At 43.3% G+C, this 25,477-nt stretch carries 29 protein-coding genes and 1 tRNA gene; 17 read left to right on the forward strand and 13 right to left on the reverse strand.

Features of this window, described 5'->3' with window-relative positions:
* Nucleotides 1-27 precede the first annotated feature (27 nt).
* From H6550_09080 to H6550_09105, 6 genes are read left to right on the forward strand one after another with little or no spacing between them, the layout of a single operon-like run.
* Nucleotides 28-726, forward strand: coding sequence for an SCO family protein (locus H6550_09080; GenBank protein MCB9046280.1), 699 nt, complete (start codon nt 28-30; stop codon nt 724-726).
* 12 nt (nt 727-738) lie between these two features.
* Nucleotides 739-1,284 (forward strand): DUF420 domain-containing protein, encoded by a 546-nt coding sequence (locus tag H6550_09085; GenBank protein ID MCB9046281.1) that lies wholly within the window; start codon nt 739-741, stop codon nt 1,282-1,284.
* Nucleotides 1,285-1,302: 18 nt separating this feature from the next.
* A complete protein-coding gene (locus H6550_09090; protein MCB9046282.1) occupies nt 1,303-1,518 on the forward strand; it encodes a hypothetical protein in 216 nt (71 codons plus the stop codon).
* 30 nt (nt 1,519-1,548) lie between these two features.
* The gene (locus H6550_09095; GenBank protein MCB9046283.1) at nt 1,549-2,280 is read left to right on the forward strand and encodes a DUF2807 domain-containing protein; all 732 of its coding nucleotides are present in this window, start codon (nt 1,549-1,551) and stop codon (nt 2,278-2,280) included.
* Nucleotides 2,281-2,330: 50 nt separating this feature from the next.
* Complete coding sequence (locus H6550_09100) at nt 2,331-2,774, forward strand: DUF2147 domain-containing protein (GenBank protein MCB9046284.1); 444 nt, start codon at nt 2,331-2,333, stop codon at nt 2,772-2,774.
* Nucleotides 2,775-2,802: 28 nt separating this feature from the next.
* A complete protein-coding gene (locus H6550_09105) occupies nt 2,803-3,486 on the forward strand; it encodes a nitroreductase family protein (protein MCB9046285.1) in 684 nt (227 codons plus the stop codon).
* 53 nt (nt 3,487-3,539) lie between these two features.
* Here the strand turns inward: H6550_09105 and H6550_09110 are convergent, their stop codons facing one another.
* Both H6550_09110 and frr read right to left on the reverse strand, forming a co-directional pair.
* Nucleotides 3,540-4,550, reverse strand: a complete 1,011-nt coding sequence (locus H6550_09110; GenBank protein MCB9046286.1) for a hypothetical protein — start codon at nt 4,548-4,550, stop codon at nt 3,540-3,542.
* 180 nt (nt 4,551-4,730) lie between these two features.
* Entirely contained in the window at nt 4,731-5,294 is a 564-nt protein-coding gene (gene frr, locus H6550_09115) for a ribosome recycling factor (GenBank protein ID MCB9046287.1), read from the reverse strand.
* A gap of 158 nt (nt 5,295-5,452) precedes the next feature.
* On the opposite strand from frr, the gene H6550_09120 reads away from it, so the two are divergent.
* The 3 genes from H6550_09120 to H6550_09130 are packed head-to-tail and all read left to right on the forward strand — an operon-like array spanning nt 5,453 to nt 7,262.
* Nucleotides 5,453-5,797, forward strand: a complete 345-nt coding sequence (locus tag H6550_09120) for an iron-sulfur cluster assembly accessory protein (protein ID MCB9046288.1) — start codon at nt 5,453-5,455, stop codon at nt 5,795-5,797.
* A gap of 45 nt (nt 5,798-5,842) precedes the next feature.
* Entirely contained in the window at nt 5,843-6,460 is a 618-nt protein-coding gene (locus H6550_09125) for a hypothetical protein (GenBank protein ID MCB9046289.1), read from the forward strand.
* A gap of 40 nt (nt 6,461-6,500) precedes the next feature.
* On the forward strand, nt 6,501-7,262 hold the full coding sequence (locus tag H6550_09130; protein ID MCB9046290.1) for an ABC transporter ATP-binding protein: 762 nt from the start codon (nt 6,501-6,503) through the stop codon (nt 7,260-7,262).
* A 2-nt stretch (nt 7,263-7,264) separates the two neighbouring features.
* Here the strand turns inward: H6550_09130 and H6550_09135 are convergent, their stop codons facing one another.
* The 8 genes from H6550_09135 to H6550_09170 all read right to left on the reverse strand — a co-directional run bounded on the left by H6550_09135 (nt 7,265) and on the right by H6550_09170 (nt 14,236).
* Nucleotides 7,265-8,803: a DUF853 family protein gene (locus tag H6550_09135; protein ID MCB9046291.1), complete on the reverse strand. Its 1,539-nt coding sequence runs from the start codon at nt 8,801-8,803 to the stop codon at nt 7,265-7,267.
* A gap of 99 nt (nt 8,804-8,902) precedes the next feature.
* Nucleotides 8,903-8,991 (reverse strand) — tRNA-Ser (locus H6550_09140).
* 31 nt (nt 8,992-9,022) lie between these two features.
* On the reverse strand, nt 9,023-9,784 hold the full coding sequence (locus H6550_09145) for a TatD family hydrolase (GenBank protein ID MCB9046292.1): 762 nt from the start codon (nt 9,782-9,784) through the stop codon (nt 9,023-9,025).
* The gene (locus tag H6550_09150; GenBank protein MCB9046293.1) at nt 9,781-10,422 is read right to left on the reverse strand and encodes a polysaccharide deacetylase family protein; all 642 of its coding nucleotides are present in this window, start codon (nt 10,420-10,422) and stop codon (nt 9,781-9,783) included. Before H6550_09150 ends, H6550_09145 begins: the two co-directional genes overlap by 4 nt.
* 34 nt (nt 10,423-10,456) lie before the next feature.
* Nucleotides 10,457-11,209, reverse strand: coding sequence for a tetratricopeptide repeat protein (locus tag H6550_09155; protein ID MCB9046294.1), 753 nt, complete (start codon nt 11,207-11,209; stop codon nt 10,457-10,459).
* Complete coding sequence (locus H6550_09160) at nt 11,206-13,179, reverse strand: protein BatD (GenBank protein MCB9046295.1); 1,974 nt, start codon at nt 13,177-13,179, stop codon at nt 11,206-11,208. Before H6550_09160 ends, H6550_09155 begins: the two co-directional genes overlap by 4 nt.
* A 77-nt stretch (nt 13,180-13,256) precedes the next feature.
* A complete protein-coding gene (locus tag H6550_09165; protein ID MCB9046296.1) occupies nt 13,257-13,961 on the reverse strand; it encodes an SDR family oxidoreductase in 705 nt (234 codons plus the stop codon).
* Nucleotides 13,962-14,041: 80 nt separating this feature from the next.
* Entirely contained in the window at nt 14,042-14,236 is a 195-nt protein-coding gene (locus tag H6550_09170; GenBank protein ID MCB9046297.1) for a hypothetical protein, read from the reverse strand.
* 439 nt (nt 14,237-14,675) lie between these two features.
* Between H6550_09170 and H6550_09175 the strand changes: the two genes are divergently transcribed.
* From H6550_09175 to H6550_09185, 3 genes are all read left to right on the forward strand, one after another.
* Complete coding sequence (locus H6550_09175; GenBank protein ID MCB9046298.1) at nt 14,676-15,089, forward strand: DUF983 domain-containing protein; 414 nt, start codon at nt 14,676-14,678, stop codon at nt 15,087-15,089.
* A 38-nt stretch (nt 15,090-15,127) separates the two neighbouring features.
* Entirely contained in the window at nt 15,128-16,612 is a 1,485-nt protein-coding gene (accC, locus tag H6550_09180) for an acetyl-CoA carboxylase biotin carboxylase subunit (protein ID MCB9046299.1), read from the forward strand.
* Between the two features lie 120 nt (nt 16,613-16,732).
* Complete coding sequence (locus tag H6550_09185) at nt 16,733-17,074, forward strand: hypothetical protein (protein MCB9046300.1); 342 nt, start codon at nt 16,733-16,735, stop codon at nt 17,072-17,074.
* Here H6550_09185 and H6550_09190 read toward each other — a convergent pair whose 3' ends face one another.
* A complete protein-coding gene (locus tag H6550_09190; protein ID MCB9046301.1) occupies nt 17,075-17,623 on the reverse strand; it encodes a glutathione peroxidase in 549 nt (182 codons plus the stop codon).
* Between the two features lie 108 nt (nt 17,624-17,731).
* On the opposite strand from H6550_09190, the gene H6550_09195 reads away from it, so the two are divergent.
* The 4 genes from H6550_09195 to xth all read left to right on the forward strand — a co-directional run bounded on the left by H6550_09195 (nt 17,732) and on the right by xth (nt 22,592).
* A complete protein-coding gene (locus tag H6550_09195) occupies nt 17,732-19,252 on the forward strand; it encodes an Ig-like domain-containing protein (GenBank protein ID MCB9046302.1) in 1,521 nt (506 codons plus the stop codon).
* Nucleotides 19,253-19,282: 30 nt separating this feature from the next.
* Nucleotides 19,283-21,304 (forward strand): S9 family peptidase, encoded by a 2,022-nt coding sequence (locus H6550_09200; protein ID MCB9046303.1) that lies wholly within the window; start codon nt 19,283-19,285, stop codon nt 21,302-21,304.
* Between the two features lie 62 nt (nt 21,305-21,366).
* A complete protein-coding gene (locus H6550_09205; protein MCB9046304.1) occupies nt 21,367-21,822 on the forward strand; it encodes a heme-binding domain-containing protein in 456 nt (151 codons plus the stop codon).
* Between the two features lie 2 nt (nt 21,823-21,824).
* Complete coding sequence (xth, locus tag H6550_09210) at nt 21,825-22,592, forward strand: exodeoxyribonuclease III (protein ID MCB9046305.1); 768 nt, start codon at nt 21,825-21,827, stop codon at nt 22,590-22,592.
* Nucleotides 22,593-22,613: 21 nt separating this feature from the next.
* Here the strand turns inward: xth and H6550_09215 are convergent, their stop codons facing one another.
* Nucleotides 22,614-23,465: a neutral zinc metallopeptidase gene (locus H6550_09215; protein MCB9046306.1), complete on the reverse strand. Its 852-nt coding sequence runs from the start codon at nt 23,463-23,465 to the stop codon at nt 22,614-22,616.
* Nucleotides 23,466-23,537: 72 nt separating this feature from the next.
* On the opposite strand from H6550_09215, the gene H6550_09220 reads away from it, so the two are divergent.
* Entirely contained in the window at nt 23,538-24,671 is a 1,134-nt protein-coding gene (locus H6550_09220) for a porin (GenBank protein MCB9046307.1), read from the forward strand.
* Nucleotides 24,672-24,683: 12 nt separating this feature from the next.
* On the opposite strand, the gene H6550_09225 is transcribed toward H6550_09220, so the two are convergent.
* Nucleotides 24,684-25,325 carry a hypothetical protein gene (locus H6550_09225; protein MCB9046308.1) on the reverse strand — a complete coding sequence of 214 codons (642 nt, stop codon included), beginning with the start codon at nt 25,323-25,325 and terminating at the stop codon, nt 24,684-24,686.
* Nucleotides 25,326-25,477 lie beyond the last annotated feature (152 nt).

Here is a 25,477-nt window from a genome sequence, read left to right on the forward strand (position 1 = left end):
AGCAGGTAGGATTCGAGGATGACTAAAATGAAATGGAATAAAGGATTTATAGGTGGACTGGCGGTAGCATTTTTGCTACCGCTGTCTTTTTATATAATAGCCAAGGTAATGTCAAAAGACAAAATATTTCTGCCTGACTATTATATTGTAGATAGTATTGATACCGTACAGGAGGACGGAGCAACATATGTTGACACCAATTTTCATAAGGTGGCCGATATTACGCTTATCAACCAGTTTGGCAAACCGGTGTCTGTCAACAAAGACCTGTCTGATAAGATCGTAGTGGTCAATTTTTTCTTTACAACTTGTCCTACTGTTTGCCCGCAACTCACACAGCATATCAAAATGTTGCAAAAGGCATTTAAGAAAAATGATACTACTGTACAACTGGTGTCGATAACGGTGGATCCTGAAAGAGATAGTTTCCCGGCTATGCGTCAATACGCTGACAGGAACGGAGTAGATCATGACCATTGGTATTTCCTGACAGGTAGCAGGGATACGATCTATAACTACGCCTACAATGAACTGCATGTGGTAATGGGGGAGGGGCACCAGGGGGCAGACGATTTTATCCATTCTCAGAAGCTGATATTACTGGACAAAGACCGACATATCCGTGGGTATTATGACGGGTTGGATACGGCAGAATTAAGACGTTGCGCTGATGATATCATACTGCTCACGCTGGAAAAGAAACATAAAAGAAGGCATAAAATATAAAAACTGTTAGTAATGTTGACGCCTGTACTTAAAAAGAATGATAAACAAGCACGCCTGCTGATATATACAGTGTCGTTTGTTGTTTTTGCGGCTGTGGCTATATTATCTAAGGTAAAGCTTGAGGTAGACCTGGGCTTTGATGTGCACGTATTTGCTATGATCAATGCCATTATCAATTCGGCTGTATCTGTCTTGCTGGTATGGGCGCTGATTGCTGTGAAGAACAAAAACTATCAACAGCATAAAAGCATTATGCTTACAGCCATCACATTGTCTGTTGTTTTCCTTGTATCGTATATAGCACACCACCTTTTGGCCGGTGATACTGTTTATGGCGGTGAAGGTAATATCCGCTATTTCTACTACTTCATCCTTATTACGCACATATTCCTGGCAACTATCATTCTGCCTTTCATCCTGTTCACGGCTTACCGTTCGCTCACGGGCGAATATGCCAGCCATAAGAAACTGGCCCGGTACACCTGGCCGCTATGGCTCTATGTCAGTGTTACAGGGGTTATAGTTTACCTGATGATATCGCCTTATTATTCAGCATAAAATCCTTAAATTTGCTATATGAGCAAGAAGTTGTTGATAATACTGATGTTGACTTGTGTGGCACCGGCTGCATTTGCACAGGGATGCTCTATGTGTACCAAAACAGCATCTCAGTTGGACGATAAAAGCGCAAAAGGGCTTAATGGCGGCATACTGTACCTGGCTGCATTGCCTCTTGGCATCATGGGGACAATTGGTTTTGTGTGGTGGAAGAGTTACAGGGGCAAAGCATAACCCGTTCATATCATTATAAAATACACCTTCATGAAAAAATATTTCCACTCTGTTGCTGTTATGGCAACAGCATCATTGTTATTGTTAGCCGCATCTTGTAAAGAAGAAACCGTACATGGTGAGGGGGCTATAACTACTGAACAGAAATCTGTAAGTGATTTCGATAAAATAATTATCGATCTGCCCGGTAATGCTAATATATATGTAGGCGAAACTGCAGAGGTAGATGTGAAAACACACCACAACCTGCACGAGTATATTAAAACTGAGGTAACAGCAGGTACGCTGCGCGTATACAGGAAGAGCGGTATTTTGAATTTTGATTTCAGTAACATAGATATAAACATCCACCTGCCCAGGTTGGCTAAGCTGCAAATAAATGGCGCGGCTGACGCTAAAATACACGGAGATTTAAACGGAGATGATTTTGAACTCCATGTTCGTGGTGCGTCTGATGTTGAAATAGAAAAAATGCACATTGATAAACTTGATGTGGTATTATCCGGTGCTTCAGAACTGGATATTAATTCCGGAACAGTAAATAGTGCAAACTACAAAGTTACAGGTGCAGGAGAAGTAAACGCTGAAAAGCTGGTCACTGCAGAGGCAAAAGCCAGGGTTTCCGGTGCCGGCGATATGCGTTTGCATGTAACCAACAAGCTGGACGCGCGTATAAGCGGTGCAGGTGAGATAGGCTATACCGGTCATCCTGAACTTACTTCAAAAGTTACCGGTATTGGTTCTATTACTGACCGTAACTGATTTTTTCTCATAGTTATTTAGTAATTTGTACATAACAAAACTATCCGGTTATGTATAAACAGGTATTCGTCAGATTTTTTATTTTATGCATTTTCTTCTTGTGGCAACAGTCTGCTTTTGCACAGTCTGAACAGATAGAGGGGCTGTGGTATAACCAGGAAAAGACAGCCAAAATAAAGATATACAAAGCAAAGAATGACAAATATTACGGAAAGATAGACTGGCTGGAAACACCTGTAAAAGACGGAAAGGCAAGGGTAGATGAGAACAATCCGGACAAAAGCAAAAGGAATGATCCGTTATTGGGACTAATGGTACTGAAAGGTTTTGTGCAGGATGGAGACAACGGTTATGAGGACGGAACGATCTATGATCCAAAGAACGGTAAAACGTACTCCTGCAACATTACGTTCAAAGGAGATAAACTGGATGTCCGGGGTTATATCGGTTTTTCATGGATAGGACGCACGGCAGTATGGACAAAAGCAGAGTGATAATGGTTTCAAAGCTACAAGGCAATTTATGGATAAGCAGATCATCAACGGGTTCCCGTTTATAAAATATACAAAAGAAACTTACGGAGAGGAGGAAACGATACAGCGTGCTGCAGCTTTTATGCAATGGATGGAAAAACGCAGAACCGTACGTGATTTTTCAGACAAACACGTTCCTGAAAAGGTGATTGAGGATATTATCATGACTGCTTCTACTGCTCCTTCCGGTGCTCATAAACAACCATGGACCTTTTGTGCCATCAGCAATCCCGAACTAAAAAAACAGATCAGGGAAGCGGCTGAAGCAGAGGAATACGAGAGCTATAATAATAGAATGCCGCCTGAATGGCTGGAAGATCTTTTGCCATTGCAAACTGACTGGCATAAAGAATTTCTTGAAATAGCACCATGGTTGATTGTCGTATTTAAACGTATATACGAGCCCGGTGAGAATGGTAAGAAAAAGAATAATTACTATGTGCAGGAAAGTGTAGGCCTGGCAGCAGGTTTCCTGTTAACGGCAATTCATAATGCCGGATTGGTTGCACTTACACATACGCCAAGCCCTATGAATTTCCTGGCGAAGATCCTCAACAGGCCGGAACATGAAAAGCCTTTTCTGTTAATTCCTGTCGGGTATCCTGCAGATGAATGTCTTGTTCCTGACCTGGTTCGCAGATCATTAGATGATGTAGCGGTATTCTATCAATAAAAAAAAGCGGCTGATCGCTCAGCCGCCTGTTCGTATTGTTCTGTTATTTTTTATTATTCAAAAACTGCTGCACCCGGGTCGCTGCCATCAAGCGCCGGTTGCGGACGTTCTTCATATACAGTCGTCATATTCAGGTCGGCGCAAGGCACTGCCATATAAGAATAGTATAATACACCATTGCGGAAAACCCATACAAACCAGTTCATGTCTTTGTGGAGATTTTGCTGAACGGTAGCCGGGTTGCCATAGTCTTTTAATTTGTACATGTATACGTAGTAGGCCGGGATCTCTTTTTTGCCCTCGTAAGCCTGTAACAAGGCACGTACTACCTGGCTCTCGTCTTTGTACGCCTGCCAGCCGTTAATGGGGCCTTGCAGTAAGCCTGCAGTATATTTCTTGCTTATTTTCCTGAACAATGCCAGGTCGCAGAAATAAACTTCGATATCATCTTTCTTAAGCACTTTTTTGTCAATATTTACTGTGTAAGGGCAGCTGCCTTTAGACTCATCTGTTTTTATCGGATCCATATTCACATATGCCATAGCATTGGCAAACTCTCTCTCTCCGCTGGCCACCTTCGATTTTACATAGTCGTACAGATTCAGGTAAGCCTCTTTTATGATTGCGTCAACCACGTCACTTCCCCAACTCTCATCTATCGCCTTGTACACAGGTGCCGTTATTTCATACAGACTGTACCTGTGTGCATCATTAGCAGATAACCTGCTCAATCCCTTGATGTTGTTATACATGGTATTGATAGCCTTCACCTGGTTGTTATAACCATTCATATTGGCTATATCCATCAGCCCTTTGAACTTTTCCAGGTAAGCATAAAAATTTTCCCTGGACAAATAAGGCAGCAACGATTTTTTGTTAAAACTGTCAAAAGCCTGTAACCTGCTGTAAAAAAGTTTACCTGTGCTGGCATTGGTCAGTTGCTTTTCCTGTTGTGCTACACTAAAGCTGTTGTTCTTGTATTGATAGTCTACAGCTTCTTTGTTTTGTGCAATCGAAGCGGTTGAGGCAAGTAATAACGCTATGGATAATATCCTGGTTTTCATAAAGAAAATTTTACGGAATTGATATAAATGTTAACTGCATTAAAAATATAAAAAACAGGCACATTTTCACACTCCAATATTCATTTAATTAAAACAATAGACAGGAAATTCACTCGCAGTATGAAAAAAGCCCGTACAACGCTTTATGTACGGGCTTCTTAAATACTATGTGTCAACCTGTTATATGGTCATGATCTCTTTATCCTTGTCCTTACAGTGCTGGTCTACCAATGCAATGTGTTTATCTGTCAAAGCCTGCACTTCGGCTTCTGCATCTTTTGCAGCGTCTTCACTAAGGCCCTCTTTCTGCTCTTTCTTTATTTGTTCTATCGCATCTCTGCGTATGCTGCGAACGGCTATTTTTGCTTGTTCACCTTCGCCGTTCACCCTTTTTACCAGTTCTTTACGACGTTCTTCTGTTAGAGGTGGTAAAAACAAACGGATTATGTTTCCGTCATTTTGCGGATTCAATCCTATGTTCGATGCTATGATCGCACGTTCTATTACTGCCAGCATAGGCTTTTCCCACGGTTGTATGCTTAGTGTCCTTGCATCGGTCACTGTTACGTTAGCTACCTGGTTCAGCGGTGTGGGGCTGCCATAATAATCTACATTTATACCATCTAATATCTGTGTATTGGCTTTGCCTGCCCTTATACGGCTTAATTCTGTTTCTAAATGGCTGATGGCCTTTTTCATTTGATTGCCGGCATCATCAATGACCATGTCTGTTACCTCGCTCATAATTATTAATCTGCTTTACGTTGGCAAATATAAAAATGTTAAGGTATAAATGTTATACCAATTGTTTTCAATATATTTATTTCACAAATACAGGCTTACCATATGCTTATTTGGTTACCGGTACAGGGTGTGGTAACTTTGTAGAAAATACATACGTAATGGAAACAACGGTAAATGCACCGGTAAAATTTACAGAAGGTGCGATAGAGGAAATAAAAAGACTGATGAATGAACCTGATTTTATCCAGGGACAATACCTGCGGGTAGGTGTCAAAGGTGGTGGTTGTTCAGGTATGACCTATGTGTTGGGGTTCGACGAACAGGAAGCGGATGATACTTTGTACGAAATTGACGGTATTCCCGTTATTATGAAGAATGCACATGGATTATATCTGCAGGGCATGGAGATAGACTTCCAGAAGGGACTTAACGCCCGCGGATTTGCATTCAGTAACCCGAATGCCAGCAGCACGTGCGGTTGCGGTACGTCATTCGCTGTATAACAATATTTGAATATGGGGTTATTCCGGTTGGTAATTATGTTTGTTATGATATGCTATGCGCAAGTAGTTGCTGCACAGCAGATACCTGATACCAAAAAGCAAAAACAAAAGCTCAATCAGCTGGATAGTAAGGGTAGAAAAACAGGCATGTGGCTGAATAAGATCCAGGAAAACCGCGGCAACCCTGCTTATACCGAAATAGGTTCATACTACAATGGTTTGAAAACAGGGCCATGGTATAAAGTGAATATTGAAGGCGACCTCGTTGCCATAGAGAATTTTAAAAAAGACTATTACGATGGTGAGGTAAAATACTTTGTAAAGGGCCAGGTGACATGTATTGGCCTGTACAGGGGGCTTAATCCAGATGTAGAAGTAGATACCATCATGGTAGAAGATCCTGTTACAGGTATTCAACAACTGGTAGCTGTAAGGGCAGATAGGGGGGCTGTGAGACATGGTACATGGCGTTTTTATAACGAAACTACAGGGTCGATAGAAAAGGTAGAAGAATACCAGGTAGACAGCCTGATATATGAAGAATACTTCCCGCTGTCAAAAGCTGATAGCCTGTATTATGAACGCAGGAACCAAAACCTGCCCCATATGAATAAAAGAACGGACAAGTCAGCAAAGAAACCATTCAGCTATATCAACTATTAATGTAGCTGGTTATCAGAAATTAATTAACGGCCAACGATATATGAACGGCACCATCATCAGGGTGAACAACCTGGTAAAAAAATACGGAGATTTTACAGCAGTAGATAATTTAAGTTTTGCTGTGCACGAAGGTGAGATATTCGGGCTGTTAGGCCCTAATGGTGCAGGAAAGACAACTACACTGGAGATCATTGAGACTTTGAGAGAGAAAAACTCCGGCGAGGTGATACTGGATGGTATGGATATTGACAAACAGGCACGTGCCGTCAAAAAGATCATTGGTGTTCAGTTACAGGCAGCAGGTTTTTATCCCAACCTTACACTCGTAGAAATAATCAGGCTGTTCGGTGGTTTATATAACCAACATGTAGAACCCATGGAACTGCTCGACCTGGTGAACCTGCGCGATAAAGCCAAAAACAAATTCAAACAGTTGTCAGGAGGGCAAAAGCAGAGGTTCTCTATTGCTACTACGCTCATCAACGAACCTAAGATCATATTCCTGGATGAACCCACAACCGGACTGGACCCACAGGCCAGGCGCAATCTCTGGGACCTGATAAGAAAAGTGCGGGAACGCGGTGCAACAGTAGTGATCACCACGCACTACATGGATGAGGCAGAAGAACTCTGCGATCGGGTAGCCATTATGGATGCCGGAAAGATAATAGCGATTGATACACCCGACAAGTTGATAGACAAACTGGTAGCGAGTGGTTTCACACGTCCGAAACCTGTTAAAGAAGCTAACCTCGAAGATGTTTTCCTCAACCTGACCGGTAAAGAATTGAGAGACGAATAAGCTTAGAAAAAACTCTTCTTCTTCCTGCGCGTGCTGGTACTTACACCTAGTGAGCCCAACAAGCTTCTCACGATCATATTGCCTGCAGTACGCATCATGCTTTTTACTACGGCATTGTCAGCAATTGTTTCCAATGTCGATTTTTCCTCTTCCTGTCTGCGTGTTTTCACTTCAGGCTCTGCTTCTTTAGCCGCCTGTAGTTTTTCCGTTAGTATCTCGTAGGCACTTTTGCTATCAATAGTACGGTTATACCTGTCTGTCAATCTTGATCTTCTTACCAGTGCATTTATTTCTTCGGTCGTGAGGATATCCATTCTCGACTGCGGAGGGCAGAGCATAGTAGCTGCCAGCGGAGTAGGGATGCCCTTTTCATTCAGCAGGGTGACCAAGGCCTCACCGGTCCCCAGTTGTGTGATGATCTCGTCAGTATCGTAGTACTCACTCAAGGGGTAATTCTCCGCAGTTTGCTTGATAGCTTTACGGTCGTTGGCGGTAAAGGCACGTAGCGCATGCTGTATCTTAAGGCCTAATTGACTGAGTACTGCCGGGGCTATATCTACAGGGTTTTGTGTCACAAAGAATATACCTACTCCTTTTGAGCGTATCAACTTGATGATAGTCTCCAGTTGACTGATCAGCACACTGTTGGCATTATCAAATACCAGGTGCGCTTCGTCTATGAACATCACCAGTTTGGGTTGGTCCAGGTCACCTTCTTCAGGCATATTTGCATACAGTTCCGATAGCAGTTGCAGCATGAATGTAGAGAACATCTTAGGTTTGTCCTGGATGTCTGTCACACGCAGTATATTGATCATACCTCTTCCGTCATCTGCAATACGCATCAGGTCTTCTACTTCAAACGATGGCTCGCCGAATATATTATCAGCTCCCTGTTGCTGCAACTCTATTACCTTGCGCATGATAGTCCCGACAGACGAGGTAGAAATTGTGCCGTATTCATCTTTCAGCGCGTCTTTACCTTCGTTGGCAGCCCATTGCAGGGTCTTTTGCAGGTCTTTCAGGTCCAGCAGCGGCAACTGGTTATCGTCGCAGTATTTGAATAACATAGCCAGTATGCTTTCCTGTGTGCTGTTCAGATCCAGCACTTTGGCCAGTAATACAGGCCCGAATTCAGTAACAGTAGCCCTCAGCCTCACCCCGGGTTCATTACTCAGCGATAATAATTCAACAGGAAAAGCAGAAGGTTTGAACTCAATGCCCAGTTGCTTTGCACGTTCGTCAATTTTCGGGTGACCGGGGCTGGCAGCAGCAAGGCCGCTCAGGTCGCCTTTTATATCCATCAGCAATACGGGCACGCTGGCATTACTCAAGGCTTCAGCCAGTACCTGTAATGTTTTTGTCTTACCGGTACCGGTGGCTCCGGCTATCAGTCCATGTCGGTTCAATGTGCGGAGCGGTACTTTTACCTGCGCTTCTGCCACTACTTCTCCATTCAGTATGGCGCTTCCGAGTAAAAAAGATCCGCCTTTAAATGTATAACCGTTGATGATCTCTTCTGTAAATTGTTCCCTTTGCATATTGCTGCTTCTTGCTGAAAAGATAGTACAAATTGTTGGAAAGGTATATGAACAAATAAGCCTCAAAGCATAGCAGCTTTAAGGCTTATTTTTATTCTGCGGAGAGACAGGGATTCGAACCCTGGATACCCTTTGACAGGTATACACACTTTCCAGGCGTGCCTCTTCAACCACTCGAGCATCTCTCCGTAAGGGCTGCAAAGCTAACTAAAAATGTGATTAGTTGCCGAAGATTTTCGCTGCATTAGCCGTAGTGGCTTCTGCTACTACAGATATATTCACCTGTTTTATATCCGCCAGCCTTTCTGCTATCAGCGGTATATAGCTGCTTTCATTCCTTTTGCCCCTGTATGGGGTAGGAGCAAGGTAGGGGGCATCTGTTTCCAGTACTATATGGGCCAGGTCTACTTCTTTCAATACTTCAGGTAGCTTGCTGTTCTTAAAGGTAACCACGCCACCAATACCCATATAAAAGCCCAGTTCCGTTATCTGTTGTGCCTCCTGCAGGCTGCCGCCAAAACAGTGAAATATTCCTTTCAGCTTACCATTCTGTTTTTTGCGTACTATGTCTATGCAATCCTGCAACGATTCACGGCTATGGATAACTATAGGCAGGTCATATTGCAGCGCCCAGTCTATCTGTGTTGCAAAAGCTTCTATTTGCTGCTCTTTATAGGTCATGTCCCAATAGTAGTCCAGGCCTATTTCTCCTATGGCGTAAAACTTATGTTGCGTTAGTTGTTCTGCTGCTATTGCCAGCTCATCTTTATAGTTCTCTTTTATGTAGCATGGATGCACGCCCATCATAGGGAAACAGTTTTGCGGGTGTTGTTCCGCCAGTTGCATCATGCCTTTTATGGTGGTGCTATCGCAGTTAGGCATGTACATTTTGGTTACTCCGGTGTCTATAGCTGTTTGTATATTGTCGTCCGTCGTCAATTGCTCGTCGTACAGGTGTGTATGTGTATCTGTAAATATCATCTGTTGTTCGGTAATGCTTTTAAATTCCAGTTCATCTCCCGGCAATAGGCCAGCACTTTAGGTAGTGTATAGCTCATCCTTTCCCATGCTTTATCGCTGTCATGAAATACGACAATGCTGCCCGGCTGTATATTTTGCAGTACATTATCTAAGCACTGCTGCGGTGTTAGTTCCGTATCAAAATCCCCGCTCAGTACGTCCCACATATATATAGTATACGGATCGTTGCGCATCAATAATGAATTGATCTGCCCGCGGGTAATACGGCCATAGGGCGGCCTGAACATCCTGCTGTCAATATGTACTTCTGCCTGCCTGATGTTGCAAAGGTATTTGTCTTTCCTTGTGTGCCAGCCGTTCAGGTGGTTTTGCGTATGATTACCTATGCTGTGCCCCTGTTCCAGTAACTCACTATATATATCCTCATGCGCGGCTACATTCTTACCTATGCAGAAGAAGGTAGCCTTGGCGTTGTATTGTTTCAGTTGATCCAGTACGAAACGGGTAGCCGTAGGGTGTGGCCCGTCATCAAAGGTCAGGTAAATATCTGCATTACTGTTGCCCGGCGGCATGCGCCACACCAGCCGTTTGAACAACAGGTCTCTCAGTATCCAGGATGTTTTTACCCGGTAAGCCATATGCAAACCAACAAAAAATGTTCGACTTAATTGGTCAGATTTTTTCAACCGTTGCTGTTGCCAGCCAGCCGGTTCTGCCATCGGGCAGCCGCACTTCATACCAGCCCGCTTCTTCCTTGCTGATGTCTACTTTGGTACCTTCCGGTATCAGGCTAAGGGGTTGAGCGTATTTAGGTTCGCGCATCATTTGTGCTTCTTCCTGCATCACTATTGCCTGTGTAGCACTGATAGAACCCTGGGCAGATACTATACTCAGTATAATGAATAATACACTTAATGATACCGCAGCCCATGTAGCCTGTACCGGTACATCCAACGTAAGGTAACCTAGCTTTTTTGCTATCTGGTAGCCTATCAGCAGCAGGAAAAGGAATGCGGCGATGCCTGCGTAAATATTGGCCAGGTTATTCCCGGTCATGCTTTTCCACCATCGTATAAAGAATATTTCGGGCAGGGCCTGTATCCTGTTCTTGATACGGCTTTGTGTCAGGTACAGGTTGTCTGCGGCCTGCTTATGGCCGGGCTCTGCTTTCAGCGCCCGCTCATAATTCAATATCGCCTTGCTGATAAGGTTCAGGCGGTAATAGGTGTTCCCCAGGTTGTAATACACTTCTGCATTCCCCGGTTGCAGTTGGGCCAGTTGGTTATAGCAATAGGCCGCGCTGTCATAGTTCTTTTGTGTGTAATAATTATTCCCTTTCTGCCACCAGTCTTCATAATTACCATTGGCAAAAACACTGATATTCAGCAATATTGCTATACACGTCAGCGACAGTCTTATACTCATGCTTTGAACGATTCTTCCAGTTTACTGATCACGGCAACAGCTTCGTTATAGGTCTGGTTCATTTGTTGCGAACCTCCGGTGCCGGAATACAATGCGGTCTCGCATTCATTCATCACCTGTTCCGTTTGCTGCTGCAGTGCTCTGTCTATATTCCTGTTATGTAAAGCGTCCCATACATTTTCCTTCGATAAAGAGGATAACGGTATGTTCAGCTTGTCGCTTAAATATAACCAAATTGCTTTTGATATTTCTTCGTAAAAAGGCGTGCGCTCGTTTTTCTGCAACAGCTTTTGTGCGGCAGCCAGCCTTTTCAGTGCCACTTTATTGGCACGCCTGTTCCTGAGCAGGGTTGTGTCCTTAGCCAACTCATCTTCCCTTCGTTTCCATGCTATGATGCCTATAAAGGCGAACAGAGGCACTGCATATATTGACCAATAGCCAACAGAGAGCACGATCGGTTTGCTGTTCAGTTTCAGGTTGCCTATGGGCGATGTATGTATCGGGTGTATATCGGTCAATAAAGTATTGCTTGGCGCATCAGCCATGTAATTCTTGCCGGGTTTCACCTGTATCTTTACAGGTGCTGTATTACTCGTTACATATTTACCTGTTTCCGGATTGAAATAAGTAAAAGGTATCGACGGAATCGTATAATCTCCCGGTGTACGGGCAGATATAGCATAGGTGATGGTCTTGGAGCCACTGATGGTAGTAGTACGTCCTGTAATAGTATCTACTATGGCAGGATCATATCCGCTCAGCCCGTTGGGTAGTTGCAGCCTGGGAGCTTCTATCAGTTTTATATTTCCACTGCCGGTGATCACCAGTTTCAGGTTGGCTACGTCATCTGTGGTTATTTCTGTTTTATCTATACTGCTGTTTACGGTAAAGTCGCCCACGGCACCCGTATAACTTTCCGGTTTGCCTTCTTCCGGTACTGGTAATACTTCTATTTTTACCGGCTTGCTTTTCAGCGTTACACGCACATCTTTATACGCCATTCTGCTGAAGAACTGGTCTGCCATAGGGTCATCCATAAAAAAGCTGCTGAAGAACGGGTCGTCGAAGAACGGGTCGCGCTGCCTTGTTTTTTGTACTATACGGGCTACACCCTCTGCTTCAGCCGGGTCAAGCTCCAGCGTGCCTGATTGTTGCGGGAACAGTGCCGACTTTTTCAGCGTAAATACCTGGTACCTTTTACCGTCTACTACTTTTTCAACGGGTGTTATCTTTCCCTTGGGCATATCAAAGTCCTGGGTCCAGAAGCCATTTAAAGAGGGTAGTTTGGATATGCTTACATTCATAGGCAGGGCAGCATACAGCTTATACGATGCGGTTATTTGTTCGCCCACATGTACTTTACTCTTGTCAACCTCTACTTTTATAAACAGGTCTTTATCCAGGTTTACATTGGCTTCTTCAGGTGTGGCTTGTTGCTGTTGTTGTCTTTGTTGCATGGCCTGCATCTGGCGCTGGCGCTGCTGCATCAATGCTTCAAAAGGATCGTCATTGAAAGGGTCGTAAGCTCTTTGTTGCCGCTGTTGTGCAAGTGTTCCGTCCACCACTTCCAGTGGCAGGCTGTTCGACTCATAAGTGTCTCCATTACCATCAGTAGCTACTGCCGCGGGTATGGTCATTTTACCTTTCCTTTTGGGTTGCAGTACATAGGTAATAGTGATGCTTTCGCTACGGGTCATGTGCCCGTTCACATAGCTCATTTGTGTACCTGAACTCTGGTAGGGGCCACCCACTATGGCAAAATCCTTACTTATCTCTGGCTTGGGGCCCAGTGTTTTCAGGTTAGGCACGTCTTTTATCATATACTGCACCTGCACCTGGTCCTGTATGCCTATTTTGTTGGCACTGGCACTGGCCGAGAATACGGCATCCTGTGCTGGCACACTTTTGGCACATGCAGCCACCATCAGGCAGGCTACTATAACGCGAAATATGTTCCGTTTATGTATCATGATTTTTTACAAGTACAAAAATAAAATTTAACCGCCCCCGTGTATGTTGGCGTACGGTTAAAGCACTGTTAAAAAACTCACAAATCGCCTTTTATCGGGCGCATAACAAGTGTTTCTACATCTGCTTTTGCGGAGAGATGATAAGCGGCCCATAGCATCTCGGCTACGTCATTAGCTTCCATAAATCTTTCGGGGTCTATACCTGCTCCTTCCCACGAGCGGCTGTAGGTAGCACCGGGACATATAGAGGTCACCCTGATGCCATCCTCTTTCAGTTCTTCTCTCAGGTTCTCGGAAAAACCTAACAGGGCGTATTTGGTAATACCGTAACTACCACCGTTAGGGTAGGCCTTCAGGCTGGCAACACTGCATATATTAAAGATGTGGCTCTTAGCTCGTTTAGGCATAGATGGCTGAACTGCCCTTGTCAGGTAGTAGGCACTGTACATATTTACTTCCATGAGTGTTTCCAGGTGCCCGTCCGGTTCTTCCATCAGTTTGCCGGGAAAGAACAATCCTGCGTTATTTACTAATAGGTCAATGCTTTTGAATGCAGATAATACATGAGTCGCAAAGGCCAGTACCTCCTCTTTTTTACCCATATCAGCACGGTAGGTAATAATTTCCGCATCGGGATTAGCGGCTTTCCATTCCTGTGCCAGTTGTTGCAGGTCACTTTCCGTGCGTGCGCATACAGCCACGTCAAATCCCTGTGATAATAATTTTTCTGTAATAGCTTTCCCTATTCCCTGTGTAGCTCCTGTAATTATAGCCTTAGGCATAAATGTCTCTGTTTTGCGTCTATCAGCACACAATTTATTCCTTTTAGAGGCAATTGCCAATTGTAAAGTAGGAGCTTAATTTAAACTGGATTACTCTGTTCTGGCTTGTGTGGAGACACAAACAAGCTTGCTGCAATAAATGCCACTCCCATACCTTTAAAGAAGTCAATGACATCTATATGTATCGGTATAAAGTAATTAACGATCACCAGGGTATTCATTACCAGTAATCCTGCAATTAATAATTTTGTATTTATTGTCTTTTTCCTGCTCATAACACAAATTGTTTTTTTTATAAACTAACACGTGTACTAAAGTTAACGAATATTCTATATTTATCATTTTTTTATTTCATAAATACGTATTATTTATGTATATTTACAATTGTAAAGAAGCTCTTTGAAACTCTGTCACCAATGCGAATATTTTTATTATTTCCAGTTTTCCGGGGGAAACAAAAGGAAACAATTTTTTATCCAGCTAAGGTTATTATGAAATGACATTTTTGTAATATGTATATAAATTGAAACACATACCCCAATATCTGCTACATTTCGATACAAAACGATACAAAACGATACAAAAATGTACATTTTTGAAGGGTAGTAATAACATACAGGAGAATCTACTATATATAACACCTCTATGCCGGTATGTAATGATTGTTACACTGCCACCTGCTATTAGTAATTATCTTTGTACAAATTATCACAAATGGCTAACGATAATACACCGGGTCTTGTCTCCTCGATGGTTCATATGAAATGCCCCAAATGCAGAAAGGGTAATATGTTCACCAATAAAAGCATTTTCCCCCTCGGCAAAGTACTGGATATGCCTGATACTTGCCCTGTCTGCGGCCAGAAGTTCGAGCTGGAGGTTGGTTTCTACTATGGCACCGGTTATGTTAGTTATGCCCTGTCTGTAGCGTTATTTGCCATTGTACTGGTAGCTTACTGGCTCATATTCGGCCTTTCTTTTATGGATAACAGTGTATATTATTACCTGGCCACCAGTATAGCCATTGTCCTGCTGGCCCAGCCCTGGTTGATGCGTATATCACGTGTGTTATACCTTAATATGTTCGTGAAATACGGAGAGGGGAATAGTCTCAAATCTGAGGAGTAACGTACGCTGTTTACGCTGAATCAATTATCTTAGCGCTTATGCAAAAAATTCTGGTGGCCAATCGTGGCGAGATTGCCCTGCGTATCATGCGTACGGCAAGGGAAATGGGTATCAAAACCGTAGCTGTATTTTCCGAAGCGGATAGAAATATGCCTTTTGTCAGGTTTGCCGACGAGGCGGTATGTATCGGGCCGGCTTTATCAGCACAATCTTATCTCAGGGCAGAGAAGATAATAGAAGTAGCCAAACAAACCGGGGCTGATGGCATTCACCCGGGTTACGGTTTCCTAAGTGAGAACGCCGCTTTTTCAAAAGCCGTTTCTGATGCGGGATTGATATTCATAGGCCCATCTGCTTACTCTATCGATATGATGGGTAGCAAGATATCTGCCAAGCAGGCCGCCAAGAAGTTCAATGTACCTATGGTACCGGGTACTGAGAACGCTATACAAAGTGTAGACGAAGCGAAGAAAATAGCCAAAGAAGCAGGATATCCCGTGCTGATAAAAGCTTCTGCCGGTGGTGGTGGTAAGGGTATGCGTGTAGTGAACAGTGAAGATGAACTAGGAAGCCAGATGCAAATGGCTAAAAGTGAGGCATTAAGTTCCTTCGGCGATGATGCGGTATTCATCGAGAAATATGTTGCTGCGCCAAGGCATATAGAGATACAACTCATGGGCGATCAGCATGGTAACTATGTCTACCTGTTCGAGCGTGAGTGTTCCATACAGCGCCGCCACCAGAAACTGGTAGAAGAGGCGCCATCCAGTTGCCTGACACCTGATATACGTAAGGCTATGGGCGAAAGCGCAGTTGCCGTTGCACGTTCTTGTAAATACCACGGTGCCGGTACGGTAGAGTTCCTGGTAGACGAGAACCTGAACTTCTACTTCCTGGAAATGAACACACGCCTGCAGGTAGAACACTGCGTGACGGAAATGATTACCGGGGTTGACCTAGTGCGCGAACAGATAAACGTGGCAAGGGGAGAAAAGCTTTCCTTCTCCCAGGACGACCTGGAGATCAACGGCCACTCAATAGAATTAAGGGTTTGCGCTGAAGATCCTGCCAACAACTTTCTGCCCGATACAGGTAAACTGGTGACTTATATGCCGCCAAAAGGGCCCGGCGTAAGGGTAGACGATGGATACGAGCAAGGTATGGATATTCCTATCTACTACGACCCCATGATAGCCAAGCTGGTAGTGCATGCTGCTACACGTGATGAGGCTATCGACAGGCTCTGCCGTGCAATAGACGAGTATCATGTGAGTGGCATACAAACTACGCTTGGTTTCGGTAAATGGGCTGTACAAACAGAACCTTTCCGTACAGGCAACTTCGATACCGGGTTCATCGAAAAGTACTTTAAACCTGAGTATTTGGAAGACAGGGACGAGGACACGGAAAAAGTGGCTGCACTGCTTTCTGCTTATGTCTGGAACAAGGAGAAAAAGCCTGTTACTCAGCTGAATACTGCAGTGAATGGAGTTTCTGCCAATTGGAAGACACGCCGCAGGTAACTGGTTTTTTGTGACAGTTTTTTAACAAATCATGCCTCACTTCTGCAGCTTATCTGCCGTCTGTTATAATAGAGCAACCTGTTTCAGGTGTAGATGGTATAACAGATAAAATGTGCAGGTATGAAACAGAAGATGACATGGTGGTTAGTGGTTATTGTGGCGTTATGTACACTACAGGGAGAAGCTTATGCTCAAAGGCATAAGACAAGTTGCCCGCCCAAACGTTCTTTCTGGAGATCTCATAAACAACACGACAAGCTGGTCAAGTTTCCTCAATTGACAAGGAAAGGAAAGAGACAACAGGAAAAGGAAGACAGGGTGTATGTAGCTGAACAAAGATCAGAGCAGCAAAAGGAACAAAAAAAACGTGATAACATGTATTTGCCATCACGTTCAGTTAAGTTCAGGGAATTGAAAACGGCGGACAAAGACATCGCGTCTACAAAATGTCCGCGTAGGTAATTACTTATCAATAGCTGATAAAAGCTCCTCGCTGTCAGGTTTCACCTTAGATGAAAAGACGCCTACCAGGTTTCCTTCTTCATCTATCAGGTATTTCTGGAAGTTCCACTTTACATCGCTGTCTTCATAGTTGTTGTATTCCTTCTTCGTCAGCCAGTGATATATAGGTGCCATTTCTTTACCTTTCACAGATATTTTGGCTGCCATCGGGAAGGTTACTCCGTAGTTCTTTTTACAGAAAGCAGCTATCTCTTCATTGTTACCTGGCTCCTGGCGCATAAAGTTGTTAGCCGGAAAGCCCACTATGACTAGTTTGTCTTTCTTTTGCTCATACAGTGTTTCAAGCCCTTCATATTGAGGTGTGAAGCCACACTTAGAGGCCGTGTTAACTATGAGTATCTTTTTACCTTTGAAATCAGCAAAATCAATAGTGCCACCGTCCAATGCCTCAACTTTGAATTCATATATGCTTTTGTGCATCTTGTCTTTGGGAGTAGCCGGTGCACCCCAAAAAAGGAAATTGAATAATAATAACATGCTGTAGCTCATATACCGTAATTATATAATAATGTTCTTTAAATCAAAAACTTATGTAAAGGTACCTACATTTAACGAAATAGGTTTTATTACAACAGTTATATCTTATTTTTGTTCACGATGAAGGCGTTTCCATTACGTATTTTTTCTGTAGTATTTTTATTGGTGTTGGTTGCAGGTTGTGCCAACATAGTTCCTCCTACAGGGGGTAAAAAAGATACCACACCTCCCAAACTGGTTTCATTAAGTCCGGCAGACTCGTTATTGAACACCCGGGTTACGCAGATAACAATGCGTTTTGATGAGTTCATTGCGTTGGACAATGCCACAAAAGAGATACAGATATCACCCGTAATGCCATTCCCTCTTACAACCGTGCTTTCCGGTAAAAAGTTGACGGTGAGCATACCTGACTCGTTGCTGAAGGATAGCACCACCTACCGTATCAGTTTTGGAAAATCGATTAAAGACCTGAACGAAGGAAATGTATTTAAGAATATGAATTACATATTCAGTACCGGTGGCTTTTTTGACTCGCTGATGATAGCAGGTACTGCATATGAGGCTGTAACAGGGAAGCCTGCAGGATCCGACATAAATATCGTGCTGTATGATGCCAGGAGGCCGGATAGCGCTATCGTAAGGGAGAAACCTGAATATGTAGTAAAGGTAAAAGACAAAGGCCATTTTATATTGCCTGGATTGCCGGGCAAGTCGTTCCGTATATATGCATTGAAGGATGATAACGATAACCTTATTTATGATGGTACGAATGAAAGGATAGCATTTATAGATTCGATTATATTTCCTGCCGATACTATTGGTAAACTTATAGAGTTGAGACTCTTTAAAGAAATTGCGCCATTAGATACGGCAAAAGATGCTGATAGCGTGAAAACCAATATGCGTGAAAGGTCGGGTAAAAGAAGGGGTATGATCGTAGATAGTAAAGATTTTCGTTACAGTGTTGGTGTAGACACTTCTAACAAAGATAAACGTACCCACGACCTGAACAAACCTGTGAAGATATCATTCGGTAATACAGTAGATACTTATGATATAGAAAGGATTTCGCTGTCATTAGACAGTTCAGATACTTTAATACCGTTTACCATCACCCGCGACACACTGCCCAATATATTGTTCATGGATGCAGACTGGAAGGAAAATACTTTGTATACCATTAAGCTACTTAAAGACTTTGCAGAAGATACATCAGGACAGATGGCAACGCCATCAAAACATATGTTTCGCACAAAAGGAGAAGAAGATTATGGAATACTTATCACAAATGTCCCGTCTGTATATTTAGGCAAAAAATACAGGCTTGTTGTAACGACAGAAAAAGACACCTTATATAACAAGCCTGTAACTGACACTATTGTACAGATAAATCGGCTCTTGCCTGAAAAATACAGTCTTTCCATTATCGTAGACGAAAATGAGAACGGTATCTGGGATACGGGTAACCTTTTTGAAAAGATACAGCCTGAACTCGTTATACCACATACGGATGTTATAGATATGAAAGCAGGATGGGAGATTGTAGTGGATTTCGTAATGCCGGTTACTGAAGGGCAATCTGCTAAAACTAAAATAGGCGCACCACCCGTAAGGGGGGATAGGCCCGGAGCTAAATAAAATTATCTTTACTGATTAATATATCTTGATATGAAACGCATATTGATCCCTTTATTGTTGCTGGTGTCTTCGGGACTGTCAGCACAAAATGTAATGACACCGGAATTGTTATGGAGCCTGAAACGTGTAGGCGTACAAGACATCAGCCGCGATGGCAGAACTGTTTATTATAGCGCACGACAATACGACTGGAAGACGGAGAAGTCAACCGCTGTGAAATACGGACTGAATGCAGCAAACGGCAATCGCGAAGAACTTGTTCTGGATAATAAAAGTGTCATACAACGAGACAGGAACGGCTGGTATGCTGTTGAAGGTAATGTGTTGTACCTGAGTAAAGACAAAGGGAAGACCTGGAAGGGTATTTACGAAGGAGTAGAAGGACTGGATAATATTAAAGTGTCACCAGACGGTACACACATAGCTTATAGCAAAGACGTACTTGTAAAGAAAATGATGGGAACGGATATTTATCCCGACCTGCCTAAAACTACCGTACAGATATATACCGATCTGAACTACCGCCATTGGGACACATGGGAAGATGGCAAATTCTCACATGTATTTATTACATCAATAAAAGATGGAAGTACAAAAGACCTGTTAGAAGGTATGCCCTACGATTGCCCGCAAAAACCTTTCGGTGGAGCCGAGGATATAGTGTGGACGCCCGACAGCAAAGGTTTGCTGTACGTTACTAAAAAGAAGTTTGGTAAGGAATATGCCCAAAGTACCAATACGGACATTTACCATTATGTATTGGCTACAGGTAATACCATCAACTTATCAGCAGGCATGATGGGATTTGATACCAACCCATCTTTCAGCCCTGACGGGCAGAGGTTGGCCTGGACCAGCATGCGCCGCGATGGTTATGAAGCTGACAAGAATGACATAATAGTGATGGACTGGGGCGGTGACAGCTATAAAAGGAATATGACCGCTGCATGGGATGAAACGGTAAGTGGCTTTGCCTGGGACAACAGCAGCACACATATCTACTTAAATGCGCCGTCTAAGGGTACGGTACAGTTATTTGATATTGCTATTCCTCATAACCTGATGTCGAAAATGCTGCCGGTAGTAAGGCAGGTGACCAAAGGTACTTTTGATATGGGTACTCCTTCAGGACAACTTGCAGGTGGAGAACTGGTTGTAGACCGTAAGGATATGAATCACGCTTCTGAGATATATGCTGTAAATCCTAAAGATGGCAGTATGCGTGCATTAACGCATGAAAATGATGATCTGTATAGCAAGATAGGCATGAGCAAAACAGAGTTGCGCATGATAACTACAGGTAGTGGCGAGCAAATGGGTGTTTGGGTGATCTACCCGCCAGATTTCAACCCTATGAAGAAGTATCCTACACTGCTGTATTGCCAGGGCGGACCTCAGTCTGCACTCTCTCAATTCTACAGCTTCCGTTGGAACTTCCAGTTGATGGCTGCAAACGGATATATCATTGTTGCGCCTAACCGTCATGGTATGCCGGGCTGGGGTACCCAATGGAATGAATCTATCAGTAAAGACTGGGGTGGTAAACCCATGCAGGATTACCTGGCTGCTATTGACGACATAGCTAAAGAACCTTATGTAGATAATGATAGACTGGGTTGTATTGGTGCCAGCTATGGAGGATACAGTGTGTTTATGCTTGCGGGCATCCATAACAACAGGTTTAAGACTTTTATTGCGCACGATGGCTTGTTCGACATGAAAAGCTGGTACGGAACAACTGAAGAACTATGGTTTGCCAACTTCGACTTAGGTGGTGCGCCATGGGATAAACCAACACCTGCCGCGTATGAAAAATATGACCCGAGCAAACTGGTAGCTAAATGGAATACGCCTATCATGATCATACAAGGTGGTATTGATTTCAGGGTAGGTATTGAGCAAGGGTTGGAAGCCTTCCAGGCCGCACAGTTAAGGGGCATAAAAAGCAAGCTGCTATACTTCCCGAATGAGAACCATTGGGTGTTGCACGCACAGAACGGACTGGCATGGCACAGGGAGTTCTTCAAATGGCTGGACGAAACTTTAAAGTAAATATTCCCGAATGTGGCAACTAAAAATTGCCACATTTTTTATCTTGCCTCAAACAAAATACTATGGCTAAGAAAATAATGTATGGATTGCTGGCTGTATTGGTGGTCATCCAATTCATTCGCCCCCAAAAGAATGTGTCTGAAATACCCTCGCAAAACGACATCAGGGTACAGCACCCATTACCGGGCAACGTAGAAAGTATTCTGAAACGAGCCTGTTTTGATTGCCACAGTAACAATACCGAATATCCATGGTACACCAATATACAGCCTGTAGGCTGGTGGCTGCAGAACCATATCAATGAAGGTAAGGAGGAGTTGAACTTCTCTGAATTTGCTACATACAGTGCTAAAAAAGCAGACCATAAACTACATGAGGTAGTAGAAATGGTGGAAGAGAAAGAAATGCCGTTGAGCAGTTATACGCTGATACACAAAGATGCCATACTTACGGCACAGGAAACTGAAACATTGATCAACTGGGCGAACCAACTTCGCCAGGAAATCTATCCGAGATAATTATGAGAATTATATCCTACAACGTAAACGGAATAAGAGCAGCCATAAAAAAGGGATTTATGGACTGGTTAGCCACAGACCCTGCAGACGTGATATGCCTGCAGGAAACGAAAGCAGTAAAAGAGAATATTGACCACCAGGAACTGGAAGAGTTGGGCTACCAAAACTACTGGTTCTCTGCCGAAAAGAAAGGATACAGCGGTGTAGCTATTTTTACGAAAAAGAAACCTACTGAGGTTTTTTATGGTAACGGTATAGAACAGAGCGATTTTGAAGGAAGGGTGATACGGGCCGATTTTGGGGACATTTCACTCATAAACGCCTACTTTCCAAGTGGTACAAGTGGTGACGAACGCCAGACCTATAAATACCAATGGCTGGATGAATTTTACGACTACCTTAATGAGCTGAGAAAAACTCGCCCCAACCTTATTATTTGTGGTGATTATAATATCTGTCATAAAGAGATAGACATCCATAACCCGGTGGGCAATAAGAAGAGTAGCGGTTTCCTGCCCGAAGAGCGTGCATGGATGGATAAGTTCTTCGATAATGGTTATGTAGACACCTTCCGTCATTTCAACAAAGAACCGCATCACTACACGTGGTGGAGCCAACGTTTTCCGTCCGTAAGATTAGAGAACAAAGGTTGGCGTATCGACTACATCAGCGTAACAGACCCGCTGGCCAAAAAACTTAAGGCAGCAGACATATACCCGGATGTAAAACATTCTGATCACTGCCCGATATATCTTGAGTTGAAGAAGTAAATTCAACAAACATTGATAAGGCTAAAGTTCTCTCGTGCCAAAAGTATCACCCTGGCTGATGTCGCCTGTGTCATAGCCTTTTTTGAACCAGCGTACTCTCTGGGCAGATGTACCGTGCGTAAAAGCATCAGGAACTACGGTACCGTTACCAAACCGTTTCTGCAACCTGTCATCACCTATTGCATTGGCTGCATTCAGTGCTTCGTCTATATCTCCCTCATCCAGTATATTCTGCATCCTGTCTGTATAATGAGCCCACATACCGGCAAAGAAATCAGCCTGAAGTTCCTGCATTACAGATAGTTTATTAGCTTCCACCTCACTACGTGATTCTTTTAATGCCCTTACTTTTTCAGAGATGCCTAAAAGTGTCTGTACATGGTGTCCAACTTCGTGAGCCACTACATATGCCATAGCAAAATCACCGGGTGCGCCGAAACGTCCATGCAGTTCGTCGTAGAAAGACAGGTCGATATATACTTTCTGGTCAAGCGGGCAATAAAAAGGTCCGCTTGCTGCACCTGCCTGTCCGCAACCTGACTCAACAGAACTATGAAATAGCACCAGTGTGGGTTCTTTATATTCATAACCCATATCAGCAAACTCTCTGTGCCAGAAATCCTCAGTTTCTGCTAATACTACCGACACGAACTGTGCAGCCTCATTTTCTGCTGCATCAGGAGTGTATTGTTCTGTTGATGAGCTTTGCAGATCGCCAGCTTGTTGCAATACAACCGTTGGGTCTCCTCCCAAAAAGTAAACGATAGCTGCGATGACTAGTACACCAACGCCTCCTCCTATCATTTTTCCACTACTACCGCCGCTACGGCGGTCTTCTACATTACTGCTTTCTCTGCGTCCCTGCCAGCGCATCTTTATACTTTTTTAAGTGAGATTAAAACTATAAAAACTTGTACCCTACAAACAAGATAGTATTTTTATACTATGGTTAAGAAAATATTATTACCGCTGATATTGGGCTTTTGTACTACTACAGCATTTGCCCAGGATGATAATGAAATGAAGGAACAGGAATATTCAGCTCCGAAACCGTTGGTGATAGAAGGGTATGGTGAGGTGTATTATGGTTACGACTTTAACCAACCAACCAGCAACAATCGCCCCGATTTTGTGTATTCGCACAACAGGCACAATGAGGTGAATGTAAACCTCGCTATGCTCCGTGCAAAATACGAGAAAGACAGGGTACGTGCCAACATCGGTATCATGGCAGGTACATATGCCAATGCCAATATGGCCTCAGAACCGGGTGTGCTTAAGAATATCTATGAAGCTAATGGAGGTGTTCGCCTGCACAAGTTTCGCGAACTGTGGCTGGACGCGGGTGTGTTTGAATCGCATATAGGCCCCGAAGGTGCTATCAGTATGGATTGTCCTACACTCACCCGTAGCCTGATAGCAGAGAACTCGCCTTATTATGAAGCAGGCGTAAGACTGAGTTACAGGAGTATTAACCAGAAATGGTATTTCGCACTGATGCACCTGAACGGATGGCAACGCATTCAGCGTGTGAACGGGAATTCAACACCGGCAGGAGGGATGCAGATAACCTATACGCCTACCAACAAGCTGACATTCAACATGAGCACTTTTGTAGGTAACGATCAGCCCTTTGGTGTGGTGAAGATGCGGTACTTTACAGACTTTTACGCCATCATGCAGTTAAGTAAAAGATGGCAGGTTACTGCAGTTGCAGACCTTGGCCTGCAGCAAACAGCTGATGGTAGCAGTACCTATGACGACTGGACAGGTTTTGCACTGATAACAAAATACAAAGTCAACAGGCGCTCAGCCTGGGTAGCACGCGGCGAATACTTTCGCGATCCATATTACGTAGTAGCTCCTAATGATGCTGGCAGCGTAGGTGCAGGTTTCTTTCTTTGGGGGTATAGCCTGGCCTACGACAGATGGGTAACTAAAAATGTTTTGTGGCGTGTAGAAGGAAAAGGCTACGCAGGCAAAAACCCGATGTTCCGCAGAGGTGGGGCATGGTTCAATGATGACTATGTTTTGACCACATCTCTGGCCTTCAGGTTCAATAACAGGAAGAACCATTAGGTAGAAAAAATATTACTGCTCTACACCGTAAAATATTATTGCCAAAACAAATGGCATGCATATTAGTAAAGCAATGATGAGAGGCCTCCATATTTTTCTTTTACGGAAAAGCGTGTTGTTGCCTATATAGCGGTTCCAGAAATAAGTAGTTAATATCATTGCTCCCAGGCCATTAACCATTAGTGTAAATCCTGTATTTCTGGGTATTTGCATCAGAAAAGCGAGGGAAGCAACAGTGTACAATATTCCGAAAATAATAACTTGTATATAGCCTTTCTGATTGGCTTTTATGTTTTGAGCCATCATAACAGATCCGAATATAGGCATGAAAACGACAGAAAATACCCAAATAGCTTGTTTAGAATAAAGTAGGGGCGCATTTTCATCATCTGTATACAGGTGATCTTGTCTGTTATTTTCAAGTATTGGGCTGTCCTTCTCAAACATTGGTTCATCTGCAAGATCTGTTTTATTAGCTATGTGTTCATTAATAGCGTTAATTTTATCTTCACTAATGTTAATATTACGACTCTTCAATTCACTTAATGCAGATTGTAGATAATCTGTTCTGTACTTAGCGTAATTATCAATATATAACTGCAGGTCTTCATCAGTCAGACCTTGTATGTATTTATCAGTTTCGGTGTTACTCATGTGATCATTTATTCAGCAATATAATGTTTTCAAATAAATTATACTATTTTAATTGAGCTAAATTACGTATATTTGTATAATAATTGTCTTTAATTGTCAATTAAGTTCTTTTATTTATTGCCATGCGAACCGATTAAAATGAAATTAGTCAT

The organism is Chitinophagales bacterium (assembly GCA_020636495.1).
GTDB lineage: Bacteria > Bacteroidota > Bacteroidia > Chitinophagales > Chitinophagaceae > UBA5543.